Here is a 14,885-nt window from a genome sequence, read left to right on the forward strand (position 1 = left end):
TATGCGGCTTGCCTACGATTTCCATATCCATTCTGCGCTCTCGCCATGTGCGGAAAACGATATGACCCCCAACAACATTGTCAACATGGCAAAGCTGAAGGGGCTTGATGCGATCGCGGTATGCGACCATAACAGCACGAAGAACCTGCCTGCGGTGGCCAAAGTCGCCGAGGCAGCCGGTATCACCCTTTTGCCGGCAATGGAAATGACGACGGCAGAGGAAGTACATGTGCTGGCTCTTTTTGAAGATGTTCCTGCGGCGCTCGCCTTTGGCGATATGGTTTATGAAGCACTCCCTGACATCCCCAACAAACCGGATTTTTTCGGGGAACAGCTGCTGATGGATGAAAATGACGAGGTGACGGGACGCCTGGATAAGCTGCTCATTTCCGCGCTGCCGTTCGGTATGGACGAATGTTGCGCGTTGATTGCGCAATACGGCGGCTATTCTGTTCCGGCGCATATCAACAAAGGGGCAAATTCCATACTTGCAAACCTTGGCTTTTTTCCACCCCAACTGAGCTTTAAAACCATTGAAGTCACCAAAGGGCTTGCAATCATAAACGATATATCAGGATTCCAGCAGATCCACTCATCAGACGCGCATAACCTGTGGCAAATATCAGAGGCGGAGAATACGATCGAGGCGGAAGGAAATTCCGTCCGGGCGATCCTGAAAAAATTATGTGTATAAATTCACAAAAGGCGTGCATTGCGATTGATAATATGGTAAAATATTTTTTGTGTGAAGAACAACCAATAAATTAAGGGTATGGATGAAGGAGGCACTTTTTTGATGACCAACACAGCAGAGAACCAGGTAAAATATGACGAACTGAAGGTTTATATCAGTGAAATGATGGAAAAACCGGGCCCGCTGATGCCGATCATGCAGAAAGCACAGGATATTTTCGGCGCTTTGTCGTTCGATGTCCAGCGTTTTATCTCGGAAGAAATGGGCATCCCAATGACGGACGTATACGGCGTGGCGACTTTTTACTCGCAGTTCGCACTTGAACCGAAAGGCAAGCATGTGATCGGCGTATGCATGGGTACGGCTTGCTATGTTAAGAAAGCGGAAGGCGTTCTCAATGCACTGGCAGACGATTTACAGACCGCGCCCGGCAATACGACGCCGGACGGACTGTTTACGCTGGAAGCTACACGCTGCCTGGGATGCTGCGGGTTAGCGCCGGTCATCATGATCGACGACCAGGTGTATGGCAGGCTGAAACCGGAAGATATCCCGGGGATATTGGACATTTACAGAAAGAAGCAATAATACTTTTTTGCGGGCGCGGCAATGAAAGAGATTTCACTGCATATCATGGATATCGTCCAGAATTCGATCACGGCCAATGCAACGCTAGTCGAAGTCCGTTTGGATATCCAATATGCAAAAAATACAGTTTCGGTGACGATCAGGGACAATGGACGCGGCATGAGCAAAGAAATGCTCGAGCATGTGACCAGCCCGTTTGTCACGACGCGCACCACCCGCAGGGTAGGCTTGGGGATATCCCTTTTCCAGGCGGGGGCACAGGCAACCGGCGGGGAGTTCAGTATCGATTCTACGGAAGGCGTGGGAACGGTTGTCCGCGCCGTGTATGCTCTTGACCATCTGGACAGGCCGCCGATCGGCGATTTTGCGGGCACGCTGCACACTTTGATCGTCAGCAACCCTGACATTGATTTTTTGGTGGCGGTCGTGGTGGATGAATCGGAGGATGTGCTCGATACGCGGGAAGTAAAGCAGGTGCTTGGCGCAGATGTCCCGCTGGACACGCCGGATATATCGATCTGGCTGAAGGAAAACCTGGATGAAATGTTCAAACCGGAATATATCGATTTTTGAATGGCAATAAAAACAGGCTCTTGGCCTGTTTTTTATTGCTTGGTTTTTCGGAATTGATAATATGGTTAATTTTTCACAAAAGCAGTTGCGCTGGCCTTATTATGTTGATATAATAAAGAAGTATAATTTGTGTTTTTTTTCACTATGTGAGAAGGAAAGCGCTTAAAAAGCCGCGCAAGCGGCTTATGTTTTGAATTATTACGGTACGCCGTTCACCGAAAAAAGAAGCGGCAGCCGGAAAATATGCCGGCATATCCATCCGGGCATAAAGAGGCTACTAAAGGGGAGAGGTAATGAAATCACTTCAGGAATTGGAAGCAATCAGGAAGAAAATGCAGGACAAGGTCGACGTCCGTAAAAATGATGCGGATAAACGTATCGTCGTCGGTATGGCGACATGCGGGATCGCGGCGGGTGCGCGCCCGGTACTGCAGGCGTTTGTTGATGAAGTCGCGACGCGCGGCCTAAACGACGTATCCGTATCGCAGACAGGCTGTATCGGCGTATGCCGTTTGGAGCCGATCGCGGAGGTTTTCCTGCCGGGACAGGAGAAAGTGACCTATGTAAAAATGACGCCGGAAAAAGCCAAGAAAGTCATTGCAGAGCATATCGTTAACGGCAGGATCGTTACGGAATATACGATTGGGTATGCGGAACAGAACAACGCTTAAGCGACAGAATTTTGGGGAGGTTAACAGGTAAATGGATTTTTATCGCTCACATGTACTCGTGTGCGGAGGTACCGGATGTACTTCTTCCGGATCGGGGGAGATCATTGACAGGTTTGAAAATGGTCTGAAAGCACACGGATTGGAAAAGGAAGTCAAAGTAGTCAGAACCGGTTGTTTTGGGCTGTGCGAGGCAGGCCCGATTGTGATCGTTTATCCGGAAGGCTCTTTTTACAGCAGGGTAAAGCCTGACGACGTGGAAGAGATCGTTGAGGAGCACCTTTTAAAAGGGCGCATCGTAGAACGTCTTTTGCATAAAGAAGAAGATGAGAGCGGCGTGGCAACGACGCTTGACGATATCGAGTTCTATAAAAAACAAAATCGTGTGGCCCTTAGGAATTGCGGTGTGATCGATCCGGAGGTGATCGACGAATACATCGCTTTTGACGGTTATAAGGCCTTAGGCATCTGCCTGACCGAAAAGAAACCGCAGGAAGTCATCGACATCATCAAACAGTCCGGGCTGCGCGGCCGTGGGGGCGGCGGGTTCCCGACCGGCCTCAAATGGCAGTTTGGCGCCGATGCGAAGGGGGATAAGAAGTACGTTATCTGTAATGCGGACGAGGGCGACCCGGGCGCGTTTATGGATCGTTCCGTTTTGGAGGGCGACCCGCATGCCGTTATTGAAGCGATGGCGATCGCAGGATATGCCATCGGAGCGGATACCGGTTATGTGTATGTGCGTGCAGAATATCCGATCGCTGTAAAGCGTTTACAGATTGCGATCGACCAGGCGAAAGAATATGGCCTGCTCGGAGAAAAGATTTTTGATACGGATTTCAGTTTTGATATTGAGATTCGCTTGGGCGCAGGCGCGTTCGTATGCGGGGAAGAAACGGCGTTGATGGAATCCATCGAAGGCCGCCGCGGCGAACCGAGGCCCAAACCGCCGTTTCCGGCAAACAAGGGCTTGTTTGGCAAACCGACGATCATCAATAACGTGGAAACACTGGCAAATATCCCGCAGATCATCTTAAAGGGTGCGGAATGGTTTGCTTCGATGGGGACGGAAAAATCCAAAGGGACGAAAGTATTTGCGCTAGGAGGCAAGATCAACAATACAGGCCTTGTGGAGATCCCGATGGGGACGACGCTGCGCGAGGTCATCTACGAGATCGGCGGCGGTATTCCGGACGGCAAGAAGTTCAAGGCGGCGCAGACAGGCGGCCCTTCGGGCGGCTGTATCCCGGCGGAGCACCTCGACCTGAAAATCGATTATGATACGCTGATGTCCATCGGCTCTATGATGGGCTCGGGCGGGTTGATCGTCATGGACGAAGATAACTGTATGGTAGACGTCGCGAAATTCTTCCTGGATTTCACTGTCGATGAATCGTGCGGGAAATGCCCGCCGTGCCGGATCGGTACGAAGCGCATGCTGGAGATCCTCGAGCGCATCACGGATGGCAAGGGGAAACCGGGCGACATCGAAAAGCTGATCGAGCTTGGCGAAAGTATCAAGGCAGGCGCATTGTGCGGCCTTGGCAAGACGGCGCCGAACCCGGTTCTTTCCACGATCAAATATTTCAGGGATGAATATGAAGCGCATATTTATGATAAGCGTTGTCCTGCGGGCCAGTGCCAGCAGTTGCTCGTATACGAGATCATTCCTGAAAAATGTATCGGCTGCGGAATGTGCGCGAGGGTATGCCCCGCAGACGCTATCACAGGAGAAAAGAAGCAGCCGTATCACATCGATCCGGATAAGTGCATCAAATGCGGCGCGTGCGTGGAAAAATGTAAGTTTGCCGCGATCAAGAGATAAGAAAGGGGATAATGTGATATGGTTTCATTGACAATAGATGGCATTAAAGTGGAAGCGCCGGACAATACGTCCGTGCTTGACGCTGCCAGAAAAGCAAATATTGATATTCCGACGCTTTGTTATTTGAAAGGCGTAAATGCGATCGGCGCATGCCGTATCTGCCTTGTTGAGGTAGTAGGCAACCCGAACCTGCAGGCGGCTTGCGTGCTGCCCGTTTCGGAAGGCATGGAGGTGCTGACTTCGTCGGAAAAGGTATTGAAAGCAAGGAAGGTCAGCCTTGACCTGTTGCTTTCCAACCATGACCGCGAATGCCTGACCTGCGCGCGTAACGGAAATTGTGAATTGCAGACGCTGGCGGAAGAATTCAACATGCGCACCATTCGCTATGAAGGCGAAAAGATCAAAAAAGACGTGGACGAGGAATCTGTGTCCGTCGTGCGCAATCCGAATAAATGCGTGATCTGTAAGCGCTGCGTCGCCGCTTGTGCAAAGCAGCAGGGCGTTGGCGTGATCAGCGCTACAAACCGTGGCTTTAAGACGATGATAGAGCCTGTATGGGGCAAATCCTTAGTGGACGTACCGTGTATCAATTGCGGACAATGCATCGTTTCATGCCCGGTGGGGGCGCTTACGGAAAAAAGCGAGATCGACAATGTGTGGGCTGCGCTGCATAACCCCAATTTGCACGTTGTAGTACAGCCGGCTCCGGCGGTTCGCGTGGCGATCGGCGAGGAATTCGGTATGCCGATGGGCACGCGCGTAACGGGCAAGCTGGCCGCTGCGCTGCGTAAGATCGGTTTTGACAAAGTATTCGATACCGATTTCGGCGCAGACCTTACGATCATGGAAGAGGGGTACGAGTTTATCAACCGTGTGAAAAACGGCGGGACGCTGCCGATGATCACGTCCTGTTCGCCGGGATGGATCAAGTATGCGGAATATTTCTTCCCGGACATGCTGGATAACCTTTCCACATGTAAATCGCCCCACCAGATGCTGGGCGCGATCATCAAATCCTACTATGCGGAGCAGAACGGGATCGATCCGGCGAAGATCTTCACGGTTTCCGTCATGCCGTGTACGGCGAAAAAATATGAAAAAGACCGTGCGGGCGAGGCAGGCACAGGCTACCAGGATGTCGACGCCGTGCTGACGACGCGTGAAATGGCGCAGATGATCAAGGAAGCGAATATCGATTTTGCCAACTTGCCGGACGAGGATTTTGACGAGGTGCTTGGGACTTCTACCGGCGCCGGCGTTATCTTCGGCGCAACGGGCGGCGTTATGGAAGCTGCGCTGCGTACCGTAGCGGAGGTACTGACGGGCGAAGAGCTCCAGAATGTTGATTTCTGTGATGTGCGCGGTATTTCCGGTATCAAGGAAGCGGAAGTAAAGATCGGCGACCTGGCGGTGAAAGTAGCGATCGCAAGCGGTACAGCCAATGCGAAGAAGCTTTTGGAAGCGGTTCGCCGCGGCGAAAAGGAATACCACTTCATCGAGATCATGGCTTGTCCGGGCGGCTGCGTGAATGGCGGCGGACAGCCTATCGTATCGGCGCGTATCAAGAACGTGTTGGATCCGCGCGTAGTGCGGGCGCAGGGCCTGTACGACGAAGATTGCGATAAGCCATTGCGGAAATCGCATGAAAACCCGGATATCCAGATGCTTTATAAGGATTTCTTAGGGGAGCCGAACAGCCATAAGGCGCATACGCTTTTGCACACGTTCTATGAACAGAAGCCCAAATACAGGGAACAATAATCAGGAAAAACGAGGCGGTTGCTTATGGCAGCCGCCTTTTTCATCTTCGGATAAAAGGATTTTGAGGCTGGCGTGTGTAATATTATATATAAGAAAGTTTTTACGAGGGGTTCTGAATGCCTTATTTTTCGGAGGAATGGATACAGGAGTTACTGCAAAAAGTAAATCTTGTGGATTTGATCGGTGAATATGTGACATTGCAAAACAAGTCCGGCAGGTGGTGGGCTTGTTGTCCTTTTCATAACGAAAAAACGCCCAGTTTTTCTGTGACGCCCGAAAAAGGCTTTTTCCATTGCTTTGGCTGCGGAAAGGGCGGTAATGCGATCCATTTTGTCATGGAACAGGAGAAGATGACCTTCCCGGAAGCGTGCCGCTACCTAGCGGATAAGGTCAAGCTGCCTGTGCCTGATATAAAAGATGATTCCAATTATGAAAAGCGTAAGCAGCAGCGGGAAAAGATCTTTGCCATGAATAAAATCACGGCGCAGTTTTTCCATAAGTGCCTGTATGAACCGCAAGGCAAGGATGCCCTTGCATACCTGCATGGCAGGGGCCTTGACGACCGGATCATCAAAATATTCGGGATGGGGTACGCGCCGGACAAGTGGGACAGCCTTTTAAACCTTCTGGGCAAGGAAGGCTTTACCAAGCAGGATATGCAGCTGGCAGGACTTGTAAAGATCAACGACGGAAAGTGCTACGATATGTTTCGTAACCGCGTCATGATGCCCATCATCAATACGTTTTCAAACGTGATCGGTTTTGGCGGCCGGGTGATGGACGACAGCTTGCCCAAATATTTGAATTCACCGGAAACGGCGGCTTTTAATAAGAGTAAGAACTTGTACAACCTGAACATGATCCGTAAGCAGAAAAACCTCAAGCGCCTGATTTTGGTGGAGGGGTATATGGACGTGATCGCGATGCATGCTTATGGGATCCCCGAATGTGTGGCTACGCTTGGGACAGCTCTCACGCAGGACCAGGCACGGCTTTTGAAACGTTATGTAAACAATGTGTACGTCTCTTATGATGGCGATGGCGCAGGTAAAAAAGCGACGCTGCGCGCACTCGATATCCTCGCGCGTGAAGGGATCGAATCCCGTGTGGTCAGCATCCCCGGAGGGCAGGATCCGGATGAGTTTTTAAAGCAATATGGGAAAGACGGATATATCAAGCTGATGAAAGCGTCGCTGCCGCTGATGGACTATAAATTCAGGGTGACGGCAGAGCAATATGATTTAAACGACAGTTACCAGAAAGAGAAGTTTGCAAAAGAATGTGTCCATCTCTTAAAAGGGGTTACCAGCGCGATGGTGCGGGAAAAGTATATGAAAAAGCTTTCCGAGCTGACCGGCTTTTCCGTCAATGCGATCGCTCAGGACGCGGGCGCGCAGCAGGGACAGGAGATTTCCTGGAAACTGCCTGCGAGGGAGACGGAAACGGAGAGCGCCGACCTCAAGACAGAAAATTGCCTGATACGCCTGCTCGCGACCAATCCGCAGACCGCGCTCAAGCTGGATGGTAAGCTGGATGAAGGGGATTTCAGGCACCCGGCAAACAAAAAAATATTTTCATATACTTTACTGTGTGCAAAAAAAGGGTTTTCGCCCACCAATGCCGAAATATTATCCGTACTGCAAAGTGAAGAGGATTTACGGCATGCGACCGAGCTGTTCAGTATGCCGGAAGAGGTGCTGGGAGAACTAAAGAATTTTGACGACTTCTTTGACGATTGCGTGCACCGTATCCAGCTGGGCAGGCTGGAAGCGGATCTCAAAATCGCAAATGTGAAATATGAAAGCGAGACAGACCCGGAAGAAAAGAAGGCGCTGGTGACAAAGATCAGTGCGCTTACGAAAGAGATACATAAACTCAAGACCAGTTTTTAAAAATTATATAGTAGGTGAAGTTGATTTGGCAGACAAAAAAGAAATCATAGCGTCGAATGACGTGACACAGGCACAGGCAAAACAGGCGGACGAGCGTATTGCAAAGATCGTCGAGATGGGCAAGGCGAAGGGCATGGTGAAATACCAGGACATCATGGGCTCTTTGGACGATGTGCAATTACGCCCGGATCAGATCGAAAAGCTGTACGAAACGCTGGAAGAACAGAATATCGACGTTATAGACGAAGAAGTAGAAACGGAAAAAGAAACGGAAAAAGCGGAAGAGGAAGTCAGCGATTTTGATATTTCCATGCCGGAAAACATCAACATCGACGACCCAGTCCGTATGTATTTGAAAGAGATCGGCAAGGTTCCGCTGCTGTCGGCGGCAGAGGAAGTCGAGCTTGCAAAGCGCATGGGCGAGGGAGACCAGGAGGCGAAGCGCAAACTTGCGGAAGCCAACCTGCGCCTTGTTGTCAGCATTGCCAAGCGTTATGTCGGGCGCGGTATGCTTTTCCTCGATTTGATCCAGGAAGGGAACCTGGGATTGATCAAGGCTGTTGAAAAGTTTGATTATGAAAAAGGGTATAAGTTCAGTACTTATGCGACATGGTGGATCAGGCAGGCGATCACGCGTGCCATTGCAGACCAGGCGCGGACGATCCGGATACCCGTGCATATGGTGGAAACGATCAACAAGCTGATCCGTGTGTCCCGCCAGTTGTTGCAGCAGTATGGACGCGATCCGCTGCCGGAGGAATTGGCCAAGGAAATGGACATTCCCGAAGAAAAAGTGAGGGAAATATTGAAGATCGCACAGGAGCCGGTGTCTTTGGAAACGCCGATCGGCGAAGAAGAAGACAGCCACCTCGGCGATTTTATCCCGGATGACGATGCTCCCGCCCCGGCGGAGGCTGCGGCGTTTACTCTTTTAAAAGAACAATTGATCGACGTGCTCGATACCTTGACGCCGCGGGAAGAAAAGGTTTTGAAGCTTCGCTTCGGCCTGGAAGACGGCCGTGCGAGAACTTTGGAAGAAGTGGGTAAGGAATTCCAGGTGACGCGCGAGCGCATCAGGCAGATCGAGGCAAAGGCGCTTCGTAAACTGCGCCACCCCAGCAGAAGTAAAAAGCTGAGGGATTTTCTCGAATAGATAACTGGATTTCAAAAATAGCAGCATGCCAAAAAGGGGTGCTGCTATTTTATTGCGAAAGGGACAAACAGCATGCAAATAAGGCTGAAAAATGATATTATGGTAATGATATATGAAAAAGGAAGGTTGACGTATGCCTGAATTGCCGGAAGTTGAAACCATAAGGCGTGTGCTTGCGCCGCAAATCAAAGGGCAAAAAATAATGGGGATCGGTATCGCCCATAAGCAGGTGATCGCGCATCCGTCTGCAGAATTATTTTGTGACCGGATCATAGGACAGGCTTTTAGTCATATGGAACGCCGTGGAAAGTTTTTGATTTTCTGTTTTGCCGGCGGAGACTCTATGGTCGTTCATTTGCGGATGACGGGTTCGTTGCTTGTCACGCCGCCGGAATATCCGCAGGAGAAGCATACGCATGTCGTGTTTTCGCTGGGGGATGGCAAAGAGCTCCGATACATCGACGCCAGAAGATTCGGCAGGCTTTGGCTGCTGGAAAAGGGGGAAGAGGACAACGTTACAGGAATGGACAAACTGGGGCTGGAGCCTTTTGATGAGGCGCTGACTGCAGAATATCTGCGGGAACGTTTGTTAAAAAGAAAAAAACCGATCAAGGAATGCCTGCTCGATCAGAGTATAGTCTCTGGTATCGGCAATATTTATGGCGATGAAATTTTGTTTGCGGCAGGGATACATCCAGCGCGCCCCGCAGGAGACCTGACGATGTGTGAATATGAAAGATTGGTAAAACAAATACACGAAACGATGGAATATTTTATTGAGAAAAACGTTATCCCGGCGGAGGATTATTTGGCCGGGAAAGGTAAAACCTATCGTAACACCCCATATCTCAGGGTTTATGGGAAGGAAAAGAAGCCGTGCCCGATATGCGGGAGGGAGCTCCAAAAAATTGTACTTGCAGGAAGAAGCAGTGTCTTCTGTGCACATTGCCAAGATAAATAAAATCATAAAAGTCAGGTATTGTATTGTGGCTAAAAATAAAATTTGCTATAATGATGTAGTAGAAGGTAACCATTGGATACATCTGAGGAAGAGTGGAAGGAAAGCCGGATTAAAGGAAACGGCTGTTTTTTATAACGCGGTGAAATAGAATGAAAGAGCGGATTCTGCTAAAAACAAATTTATTGGTGTGTTTGGTTATTGTAGCCGGCTTCCTGATGACTGCAGTCCTTAGTTACCGGGCGAATTACAGTGCATCCATCGAAAATATAGAGCAGGTATCCGCCCTCACGTCGGAAGACATCTATTACCAGATCAACTCCATTCTGACAAAGCCGGTCAACATTTCCCTTACCATGGCAAACGACAGTCTGCTCAAGGACTTCCTGATTGGGGAGAACTCCCATCTGGACGATCAGGAATATACGCAGACGCTTCAGGAATATTTGAATACCTATAAGGAAAAATACCAATACGATTCGGTTTTTTTGGTTTCTGCCGCTACGAGCAGGTATTATAATTTCAATGGACTGGATCGGGTGCTTGAGCAAGGTGACCCTGAAAATTTCTGGTATTATGACGGGATGCTGAAATCCGCGGAAGAATGTAGTATGAATGTGGACAATGACGAAGTGGACGGCGCGCAAAACGCCATCACCGTCTTTGTGAACTGCAAAATAAAGGACGACGGCGGAAGCCTGCTGGGCGTCGTCGGTGTGGGGGTTCGGCTTACGACACTGCAGGATATCTTGCAAACCTACCAGGATGATTTCAATATGAGTGCTTACCTGATCGACAGCACGGGAATAATCGAGGTTTCTCCTGACTATTCCGGATATGAGCAGGTCAATTTGTTTGAAATAGGCTGTGACGAACAAGGGCAAAAGCAGCAGATATTGAGCTGGAAGGAAGAAGGATCCGCCCTTAGCTTTTGGAATTCAGGACAAGGTGGACAGGAGCAGGAATATATTGTCGCACGCTATCTGCCGGAGCTTCAGTGGCATTTGGTGGTGGAGCGGGATACGGGCGCATTGATAGAAAGCCTGAACAAACAGTTAGCCATCACGGTAGCGATCATCATAGTGATCCTTGCCCTGATCTTGCTGTTGATCACCCGCGTGATCCGCAGATTCAATATGCGGGTCGTTCAATTAGCGAAATCCGTTGAACAGGAACGCCAGAGTATTTTTGAGAAAGCGACCGGACAGCTTTTTGAAGATATCTATGAGCTGGATATTACCCACAATCGTCCGGCCAACCGCGCTACGGAGGAATACTTTGAAAAACTCGGCGCGCCTCCCGGAACCTTCTACGATAAGGCTCTACGCATTATCGCGGAAAAGCAGATCAAGGAAGAATTCCGTCAGGGGTACATTGATACTTTCCTGCCGGAAAAGGTGCTGCAAGCGTATGAACAAGGCAAGGAGAGCCTGCAGTATGAGTTCCAGATCACGCGTGACGGAAAACATTATTACTGGATGCGCATCACTGCGCGGCTTGTAAAATGGGAATCGGACCAGACGCTTCATATGCTGGTCTATCGACAGAATATAGATGCAGAAAAGCGGCAGGAGCAGAAAATGCTTCAACTTGCCCAAACGGATGAAATGACAGGTTTGCTGACGAAAACAGCGACCCAACGCCGCATTGAAAGGATGCTGGCGGACGAGCCGGGAGAATCCTTCGCCTTCTTTATCTTCGATATCGATCATTTTAAGCAGGCGAACGATTTATATGGACATATTTATGGCGATTCGGTGATTCAGGCGTTTGCAAAAACACTGCAGGAACATTTCCGCAACGGGGATATTGTCGGCAGGATCGGCGGCGACGAATTCGCGGCCTTTATGCAAATCAGGGAGTATGCGTTCGTGGAAAAGAAAGCGCGTGAATTGTGCGCTGCCCTTAGTCATACCCATACTTGGAACGGCACGGGCTGGCATGTATCAGCCAGCATTGGCATTGCGCTTGCGCCCCGTGACGGGGCTGATTTCGATACGCTTTACCGGCACGCGGATACCGCGCTATATGAGACAAAGAAGCGCAGCAGGGGTGGTTTTACGCTGTATCATGACGATATGGAAGAAGGGAAACACTGACGAAACAAGATGAGAAAGTAAAATCATGTTGAAAGGAAAATAGCAATTTGATATAATAGCACAAACAAAGCAATAGATAGAAATCAAGTACTGGAGATATGGTCAAGGCGGCGCATGCCGCCTTGTCTGGTTTAAGGTTATGAAAGAGAAACTGTCGCAGCGGATGCGCGCGATCATTGAGATGGCTGGCAAAGGGAAAACGGCAGCTGATATTGGCTGTGACCACGGCATGGTTGCACAGGCCCTGATCCGGGAGGGGTTGGCAGACCGGGTGATCGCCTGCGATATCAGCGAAAAATCGCTGCAAAAAACGATCGACCTTGCGCGGCAAAACGGTTGGAGCGATCAACTGGATGCCCGCTGTGGGGACGGCCTATCCCGCCTTACCGAGGACGAAGCGGATGTGATCATCATTGCGGGTATGGGCGGCTTATTGATCCGGCAAATCCTTGCGCAAAATATCAGGGTGGCGCAATCTGCAAAAAAACTGGTATTGGTTCCCCATGGCAGCGAATACGAGCTTCGGAGCTTTCTTTTCGGCAATGGTTTTACGATCGTGGATGAGGATATCGTCAGGGAAGGCGATCATTATTATCAATTGATCTGCGCGGCAAAGGGAAGGGAATACTGTGGTGATGAATTACAGCTCATGTTTGGCAGGCGATTGCTTGAAAAAAATGAACCATTGTTCAGGCAATACCTCAAAAACAGGGATAGCGAATTCAAAAATATCATTGAAAATGCGCGGCAAGGTAAAAACACGGAAGCATACAGGAAAGAGCTCAGCGTTTTGCGTGAGAGGATCAGGGAGGTGCTTATATGCCGGAATTAAAAGAAATAGGAAAACTTCTGGAGCAGTTGTCGCCCACGGAATATGCTTACGATTGGGACAACAGCGGTTTTAATGTAAAGCTGGACAATCAAGAAGTCAGAGGGATCATGGTATGCCTCGATGTAACAGGCGAAGTGATCGGCGAGGCGATAAAGAAGGATTGCAACCTGATCATTTCCCATCACCCCTTGCTGTTTCATGCGGTAAAATGCATCGATGCAGGTACCTACCAGGGGCAATGTTTAAGTGGCCTTATCAAGCACGGCATTTCCCTTTATTGCGCGCATACCAGTATGGATACGGCGCCGCAAGGCATCAACAGGTATCTGGCGGATATGCTTGGGCTTAGGAACCAGGAATATTTGGAAGAGACGAACGTCGGGCGTTATTTCGAGGTAGCGGTGCACGTACCCGAAAGCCATGTGGGCAAGATAAGGAGTGCAATGTCGAAGGCAGGCGCCGGAAATATTGGGGATTACAGCGAATGTACTTATAATATTGCAGGCAAAGGAACCTTTCGGCCAAACGATCAGGCAAACCCTTATATTGGCAGCAGCGGTAGTTTAGAAATCGTGGATGAAGTGCGCGTGAGCGCCGTATGTCCGGAATACCGGCTTGCGGCGGTTCTTAAGGAAATACGCAACGTACACCCTTATGAGGAACCGGCCATCAGCGCACTTGTTGCTGCGGAGCCGAGGTCGGTAAATGCAGGATTGGGGATCGTAGGCGATCTGGAAGAAACGATGGCCGCTTCCGACGTAATCCTCAAAATCAAAGAGAAGCTGGATTTAGATTGTGTGCGGGCTGCGGGAGATTTAAGACGCAAGATCAGCAGGGCAGCAGTATGCGGCGGCGCTGCGGGAGATATGGAAGGACTCGCCAAAGAAAAAGGCGCGCAGCTTTACCTGACAGGCGAAATCAAGCATAATTTTTATATGGAAGCGCAGGACATGGTGCTTATAGAAGCAGGGCATTACGACACCGAAAAGTGCTTTTGCAAACTATATGCGGAAGGTTTACAAAAATTGCTTGATGATGTAAACTATAATGTAGCTGTTTATATTGCGAGTTTACATAGACCGTATGTAAACATTTGAGGAGGATTATTGTTGAGTAATTTAAAAGCTTTATGGGATTACCAAGGCGCGGAGATAGAATTGGAAAACTACGAGAAAGCGCTTAGGAATACGGAAACAAGGAAAAAATTGGTACAGCAGCAGCAGATTTTCCAAAACAACCAGCACAAGCTGAAGCAATTGGAGCAGGAGTCTGTGCTGTTGCAGAATAAGCTTTCGGAAGCAGCAGGGCAGGTTGAAATCCTGAAAAAGCAGATGAAATCCAAAAAGGAAGAGATCGCCGAGATCGCGGATTATGATTTGGAAGACCTGTTTTTGGAAGACGTCCGCGAAATGATCAAGGAATGTGAAAACATCAAATCCGCCGTGGAGCTCAATAAGCGCAAGGTTGTGGAAGTGATGCATCGGCTTGAAAAGTCCGAGGGAGAAATTAAGGAAACCCTCGTAAAAATGAGCAACGCAAAGAAGCTTTTCGACCAGTTGAAGGAAGCGCATACCAAGGAGCTGGAAGCAGGCAAGGACGATCTGGAAAAACTGCGTGCCAATGTAGCGAAGGCTGCCAAAGGTGTTGACGCCGCATTGATGGAAAAATATAAGCAGATCAAGCAGCACAGGCCGAACCCGATGGCAAAACTCGTAGGAGACCGCTGCGAAGGATGTAAGATGCAGCTGCCTTCCGGCGTGCTGCAAAGCCTGAAAGTGGAGGGCAATGTCGTGGAATGTGAAAACTGCGGCAGGATACTTTACGTGGTGGAAGAATAATTTT

At 49.6% G+C, this 14,885-nt stretch carries 13 protein-coding genes; all 13 read left to right on the forward strand.

What is annotated here, in order from left to right:
- Position 1: 1 nt before the first annotated feature.
- The 13 genes from BN6471_RS08895 to BN6471_RS08955 all read left to right on the forward strand — a co-directional run bounded on the left by BN6471_RS08895 (position 2) and on the right by BN6471_RS08955 (position 14,881).
- Positions 2-694, forward strand: a complete 693-nt coding sequence (locus BN6471_RS08895) for a PHP domain-containing protein (RefSeq protein WP_066647912.1) — start codon at positions 2-4, stop codon at positions 692-694.
- A 102-nt stretch (positions 695-796) separates the two neighbouring features.
- The gene (locus BN6471_RS08900; RefSeq protein ID WP_066647915.1) at positions 797-1,282 is read left to right on the forward strand and encodes an NADH-quinone oxidoreductase subunit NuoE family protein; all 486 of its coding nucleotides are present in this window, start codon (positions 797-799) and stop codon (positions 1,280-1,282) included.
- A 21-nt stretch (positions 1,283-1,303) separates the two neighbouring features.
- A complete protein-coding gene (locus BN6471_RS08905; protein ID WP_066647918.1) occupies positions 1,304-1,855 on the forward strand; it encodes an ATP-binding protein in 552 nt (183 codons plus the stop codon).
- A gap of 293 nt (positions 1,856-2,148) precedes the next feature.
- Complete coding sequence (locus BN6471_RS08910; protein WP_066647920.1) at positions 2,149-2,526, forward strand: (2Fe-2S) ferredoxin domain-containing protein; 378 nt, start codon at positions 2,149-2,151, stop codon at positions 2,524-2,526.
- A gap of 31 nt (positions 2,527-2,557) precedes the next feature.
- Entirely contained in the window at positions 2,558-4,348 is a 1,791-nt protein-coding gene (nuoF, locus tag BN6471_RS08915; RefSeq protein WP_066647924.1) for an NADH-quinone oxidoreductase subunit NuoF, read from the forward strand.
- An 18-nt stretch (positions 4,349-4,366) separates the two neighbouring features.
- A complete protein-coding gene (locus BN6471_RS08920) occupies positions 4,367-6,109 on the forward strand; it encodes an NADH-dependent [FeFe] hydrogenase, group A6 (RefSeq protein WP_066647928.1) in 1,743 nt (580 codons plus the stop codon).
- Positions 6,110-6,225: 116 nt separating this feature from the next.
- A complete protein-coding gene (gene dnaG / locus BN6471_RS08925) occupies positions 6,226-8,001 on the forward strand; it encodes a DNA primase (RefSeq protein WP_066647931.1) in 1,776 nt (591 codons plus the stop codon).
- Between the two features lie 61 nt (positions 8,002-8,062).
- Positions 8,063-9,154 carry an RNA polymerase sigma factor RpoD gene (rpoD, locus tag BN6471_RS08930; protein WP_082903504.1) on the forward strand — a complete coding sequence of 364 codons (1,092 nt, stop codon included), beginning with the start codon at positions 8,063-8,065 and terminating at the stop codon, positions 9,152-9,154.
- A 133-nt stretch (positions 9,155-9,287) separates the two neighbouring features.
- Positions 9,288-10,115 carry a DNA-formamidopyrimidine glycosylase gene (gene mutM / locus BN6471_RS08935; protein ID WP_066647934.1) on the forward strand — a complete coding sequence of 276 codons (828 nt, stop codon included), beginning with the start codon at positions 9,288-9,290 and terminating at the stop codon, positions 10,113-10,115.
- A gap of 149 nt (positions 10,116-10,264) precedes the next feature.
- On the forward strand, positions 10,265-12,211 hold the full coding sequence (locus BN6471_RS08940) for a sensor domain-containing diguanylate cyclase (RefSeq protein ID WP_066647937.1): 1,947 nt from the start codon (positions 10,265-10,267) through the stop codon (positions 12,209-12,211).
- A gap of 139 nt (positions 12,212-12,350) precedes the next feature.
- Entirely contained in the window at positions 12,351-13,043 is a 693-nt protein-coding gene (locus BN6471_RS08945) for a tRNA (adenine(22)-N(1))-methyltransferase (RefSeq protein WP_066647939.1), read from the forward strand.
- Complete coding sequence (locus BN6471_RS08950) at positions 13,031-14,140, forward strand: Nif3-like dinuclear metal center hexameric protein (protein WP_066647942.1); 1,110 nt, start codon at positions 13,031-13,033, stop codon at positions 14,138-14,140. The genes BN6471_RS08945 and BN6471_RS08950 overlap by 13 nt, the downstream gene beginning before the upstream one ends.
- A gap of 12 nt (positions 14,141-14,152) precedes the next feature.
- On the forward strand, positions 14,153-14,881 hold the full coding sequence (locus BN6471_RS08955) for a zinc ribbon domain-containing protein (RefSeq protein ID WP_066647944.1): 729 nt from the start codon (positions 14,153-14,155) through the stop codon (positions 14,879-14,881).
- Positions 14,882-14,885: the final 4 nt, after the last annotated feature.

This window comes from Christensenella timonensis, assembly GCF_900087015.1.
In the GTDB taxonomy this organism is placed as follows: Bacteria; Bacillota; Clostridia; order Christensenellales; family Christensenellaceae; genus Christensenella; species Christensenella timonensis.